General features: G+C 66.6%; 5 protein-coding genes. All 5 read right to left on the reverse strand.

Going from position 1 to position 4,288, the window contains the following annotated elements; all coding sequences use genetic code 11:
- Positions 1-13: 13 nt before the first annotated feature.
- The 5 genes from D7X74_RS40050 to nrfD are packed head-to-tail and all read right to left on the reverse strand — an operon-like array spanning position 14 to position 4,229.
- Positions 14-493 carry a hypothetical protein gene (locus tag D7X74_RS40050; RefSeq protein WP_120538196.1) on the reverse strand — a complete coding sequence of 160 codons (480 nt, stop codon included), beginning with the start codon at positions 491-493 and terminating at the stop codon, positions 14-16.
- A complete protein-coding gene (locus D7X74_RS40055) occupies positions 490-1,689 on the reverse strand; it encodes a hypothetical protein (protein ID WP_120538197.1) in 1,200 nt (399 codons plus the stop codon). Before D7X74_RS40055 ends, D7X74_RS40050 begins: the two co-directional genes overlap by 4 nt.
- A complete protein-coding gene (locus D7X74_RS40060) occupies positions 1,686-2,246 on the reverse strand; it encodes a cytochrome c (RefSeq protein WP_120538198.1) in 561 nt (186 codons plus the stop codon). Before D7X74_RS40060 ends, D7X74_RS40055 begins: the two co-directional genes overlap by 4 nt.
- On the reverse strand, positions 2,243-2,788 hold the full coding sequence (locus D7X74_RS40065; protein ID WP_120538199.1) for a DUF3341 domain-containing protein: 546 nt from the start codon (positions 2,786-2,788) through the stop codon (positions 2,243-2,245). Before D7X74_RS40065 ends, D7X74_RS40060 begins: the two co-directional genes overlap by 4 nt.
- A 4-nt stretch (positions 2,789-2,792) precedes the next feature.
- Positions 2,793-4,229 (reverse strand): NrfD/PsrC family molybdoenzyme membrane anchor subunit, encoded by a 1,437-nt coding sequence (gene nrfD / locus D7X74_RS40070; protein WP_120538200.1) that lies wholly within the window; start codon positions 4,227-4,229, stop codon positions 2,793-2,795.
- Positions 4,230-4,288 lie beyond the last annotated feature (59 nt).

Genomic DNA, 4,288 nt, shown 5'->3' on the forward strand with positions numbered 1-4,288 from the left:
GGGCGGGTGGAGCCTACTTCTTCGGCGCGGGCGCCGGGGGCGGGGTCTGCGGCGCGGGCGCCGGCTCGGGAGCGGGCGTCGGGGCCGGCTGCCGGGCCTTCTCGGCCTCGGACGCGATGACCTGGTCCATGGCCTGGTCAATGGTCTTGTGGGCCGTGATGCCCGGCTGGTCGCCCCAGCCGTTCTTCACGGCCTGCTGCTGGCCGCCCAGCTTCTCCACCGCGCGCCAGTCCTGTTCGAACAGGCGCTGGTTCACGATGCCAATCTCGTACTGGCCCACCGCGGCGGGACGGGGCGGAGGACCGTTCGGCTGGGCCTCCTCCATGGTGACGACCTGGATGCGCCAGGCCCACACGGCGCCCACGAAGAAGAGGACCATGGCGCCAACACCGACGCCCACGACCTTCCCCATGACGATGTGGTCTTCCTCGGCCGCGACGCCATGCGCACCGACGATGACCCGCGACTCGATTTCGGACTGGGTCTTCTTCATGGCTGCACGTACCTCAGGGACTCCGCGATGTAGGGGTCCTTCACCGGCAGCGTGTACCGGCCGCGCGCCCGGAACAGGGCGTAGCCCACCGAGACTCCACCCACGCCCACGAACGCCGTGATGAGCGTCCAGTGGAACGTCGGACCGGCCTCACCGGAGAACGCCGGCCAGATGAGCCAGTACAGGTCCACCGCGTGGATGAGAAGCAGATACACCGCGATGACCGCCAGCAGGCGGGGCTTCTCCTTCAGCGTGCGTGACAGCAGCGTGAAGAAGGGCAGCACGAAGTGCAGCCAGAACAGCGCGATGGACAGGTTGCGCCACGGGCCGAACATGCGCAGGCCGTACCACGGGGCCTCTTCAGGGATGTTGGCGATCCACACGAGGAGGAACTGGGAGAAGGCGATGTAGGCCCAGAACGCCGTGAAGGCGAGCATGAGCTTGCCCAGGTTGTGGTAGTGCGGAATCTTGACCACGCTGCCGTACAGGTCCTTGCCCTGGGCGTTCACCGTGATGAGCATCAGCATGCAGAAGGCGGCCAGGAAGCTGCCCGCGAAGTAGTAGACGCCGTAGATGGTGGACTGCCACATCGGCGTGAGGCTCATCAGCCAGTCGAAGGACGCGAACGTGATGGTCAGCGCCAGGAAGGGCAGGGCGCCGGGGGAGAAGCGGCGCTGCTTGACGGTGAGGTCCAGCCCGCCGGACTCGTCCTGCTTCGTGCTCCAGCCGTACAGGCGCGTGCTCACGAAGATCCACACCGCGAAGTAGATGACCTGGCGGATGCCGAAGAACGTGGGGTTCAGGTAGCCGTGCTGCTTGTGGGCCAGGTGCTCCACCTCCACGCCGTGGATGTTCGCGAACAGGGGCGAACCCGGGAACCAGGGGTAGAGGTACTTCAGCGCCGGGATGAGCCCCAGGAAGAGCACCGCGAAGACGGGCACCGACACGGCCATGGTCTCCATGGCGCGGCGCAGGACGATGAGCCACTTGGCCTTCGCCGTGTGGAAGATGGCCAGCATGATGAGGGCGGCCACGCTGATGCCCACCCAGTAGGTGAAGCCCAGCAGGTAGCTGAAGCTGGTGGCCTCGGGGTTCATGAAGAACCCCACGGCGGTGAGCACGAGGCCCACCACACCCAGGCCGAACGCGGGCACCATCAACTTGGGCGTGCCGGTGTAGCGCTCCATGGCAGTCATCGATTCTCCTGCGGGACGGGCTGCGCCCCGGGGGTGCTGCGGGCGGCCTGCAGCGCGCGCACGTAGGCGACGACGGCCCAGCGCTCACGCGTGTCGAGCTCACCCGAGAAGGACGGCATGATGCCGTAGCCCTCGTTGATGGCGGTGTAGAAGTGACCTGCGGGCTTGTCCGCCAGCTCCAGCAGCGACGGCGGCAGGCGCAGGGCCATGTTCTCCGCGACGATGCTGTTGCCGTCGCCCAGCACGCCGTGGCACTGCGCGCAGACGATGTTGTACTTCTTCTGACCCAGGGCGAGCAGCGGCTTGTCCACCGTCATGGGGACGTTCGTCACCGCGATGCCGTTGGCCCGGCCGGTGCTGATGCCGGGGTTGCCCACGGGGCGCTCGCGCGGAATGGTGCCGGCGGGGGGCACGCGCATGGCGCGGCCGTCCGGCCAGAACTCGGAGGCCTCGTAGTACTCGTACTTGGCCTGGGTCTCCATGCGCTGGAGGAATTCACTGCTGACGTTGCAGCCGGTGAGCGCGGCGAGCCCCGCGGCGGGGATGAGCCACCTCATTCGTTCTCTCCCGAGACGACGGTCACCTGGGTGGCGCCCAGGGACTTCAACTGGTTCGTGGTGTCCGTCGCGTCCTGACCCGTGGGGTGGGGCACGCTCAGCCAGTAGCCGTGCGTGGACGCGCTGCGGAAGCCTTCGAACTCGAAGGCGGGGTGATACGGCTGGGGCAGCTTGCTGAGGCCGAGCAGCCCGAAGACGATGCCGAACGCGCAGAAGAGCACGGTCAGCTCGAACGTGATGGGCACCCAGGCCGGGAGGCTCAGCAGCGGACGACCGCCGATGTTGAGCGGGTAGTCGATGGTGTTCATCCACGTCTGCATCGCGAGCGCGGTGACCATGCCGGTGAGCGCGCCACCCAGGGCGATGAAGGGCACCCGCGAAGGGGGCAACCCCAGCGCTTCCGACCCGCCGTGCAGCGGGTACGGAGAATAGGTGTCCATGCCCTGGAAGCCCTTCTCGCGCATCTGCCGGGTGGCATCCACGAGGGCATCCGGCGTGGCGAACTCCGCCAACACCCAGGAATCGAGGACCTTGGCTTCCATGACGCTAGTGCGCTCCGTGCGTGACCGCGGCGGAATCCGTGCCGTGGTGGCCGTTGGCGGCGTGGGCTGCGTGCTTCAGCTCGAGCTGCAGCTCCTTCACCTCGCTCACCGCGACGGCGGGAACGAACTTCAGGAACAGCAGGAACAGGGTACCGAACAGGCCCAGCGTGCCGATGTAGATGGACCAGTCCACCCACGTGGGGCGGTAGATGTCCCATGACGAGGGCAGGAAGTCCTGGCTCAGCGAGGTGACGATGATGATGAAGCGCTCGCACCACATGCCGATGTTCACGGCGATGGAGGCCACCCACATGATGGGGATGCTGGTGCGGCACTTCTTGAACCAGAAGATGTTCGGGGTGATGACGTTGCAGGCGATCATCAGCCAGTACACGCCAGCGTAGGGGCCGGTGGCGCGGTTCACGTAGAAGGTCCAGATCTCATACTGGTTCTGGGAGAACCAGGCGATGAAGTGCTCCATCATGTACCCGTAGGACACGATGAGGCCCGTCGCGAGGATGACCTTGTTCATGTTCTCCAGGTGGCGGTCGGTGATGACGTCCCGGAGGCCCAGGTACTTGCGAGCGGGCACGATGAGCGTGATGACCATCGCGAAGCCGCTGAACACGGCGCCGGCCACGAAGTAGGGCGGGAAGATGGTCGCGTGCCAGCCGGGGATCTGCGACACGGCGAAGTCGAACGACACGATGGTGTGCACGGACACGACCAGCGGCGTCGAAATGCCGGCGAGCAGCAGGTAGGCGATTTTATAGTTGTGCCAGTGCCGGCCGGAGCCGCGCCAACCCAGGGCGAACAGACCGTAGATGGTGCGCTGCAGCTTCGTCTTGGACGAGTCACGCAGGGCGGCCAGGTCCGGGATGAGGCCCACGAACCAGAAGAGCGCGGAGACCGTGAGGTACGTCGAGATGGCGAACACGTCCCACACCAGCGGCGAGCGGAACTGCGGCCACGCGCCCAGGGTGCTGGGGTAGGGGAACAGCCAGAACGCGAACCAGGGACGGCCCGTGTGGAGCAGCGGGAACAGGCCGGCGCACATGACGGCGAACAGCGTCATGGCTTCCGCGAAGCGGTTGATGCTCGTGCGCCACTTCTGCTGGAAGAGCAGGAGGATGGCGGAGATGAGCGTACCGGCGTGGCCGATACCGACCCACCAGACGAAGTTGACGATGTCGAACGCCCAGCCCACCGGCTGGTTGTTGCCCCACACGCCGATGCCGCGCGCCAGGGTGTAGGTGACGCCGATGACGAGCAGTCCCAGGGCGGCGGACGTGATGCCCAGCATCATGAACCAGCCCTTGCCGGGCTTGCGCCAGACATGGTCCAGCAGCGTCTCATTGAGGGACTTGTCGTCGTGGTGCGGCGCGACGAGGTCCCGGGGCTCGAGCGGGTCGAGCGGGAGTGCGTGAGCGGTCTCGGCCATGACGGTCAGTGACCTCCTTCGTGCGCCGGCTTCGACTCAGCGGGGGCAGTGGCCACGAG

This window comes from Corallococcus sp. CA047B (assembly GCF_003612065.1).
In the GTDB taxonomy this organism is placed as follows: Bacteria; Myxococcota; Myxococcia; order Myxococcales; family Myxococcaceae; genus Corallococcus; species Corallococcus praedator.

Excerpts from the sequence above, each read along its gene's own strand:
- D7X74_RS40055 (WP_120538197.1), bottom strand. The coding sequence starts at position 1,689 with ATGACTGCCATGGAGCGCTACACCGGCACGCCCAAGTTGATGGTGCCC.
- nrfD (WP_120538200.1), bottom strand. The coding sequence starts at position 4,229 with ATGGCCGAGACCGCTCACGCACTCCCGCTCGACCCGCTCGAGCCCCGG.
- D7X74_RS40050 (WP_120538196.1), bottom strand. The coding sequence starts at position 493 with ATGAAGAAGACCCAGTCCGAAATCGAGTCGCGGGTCATCGTCGGTGCG.
- D7X74_RS40065 (WP_120538199.1), bottom strand. The coding sequence starts at position 2,788 with ATGGAAGCCAAGGTCCTCGATTCCTGGGTGTTGGCGGAGTTCGCCACG.
- D7X74_RS40060 (WP_120538198.1), bottom strand. The coding sequence starts at position 2,246 with ATGAGGTGGCTCATCCCCGCCGCGGGGCTCGCCGCGCTCACCGGCTGC.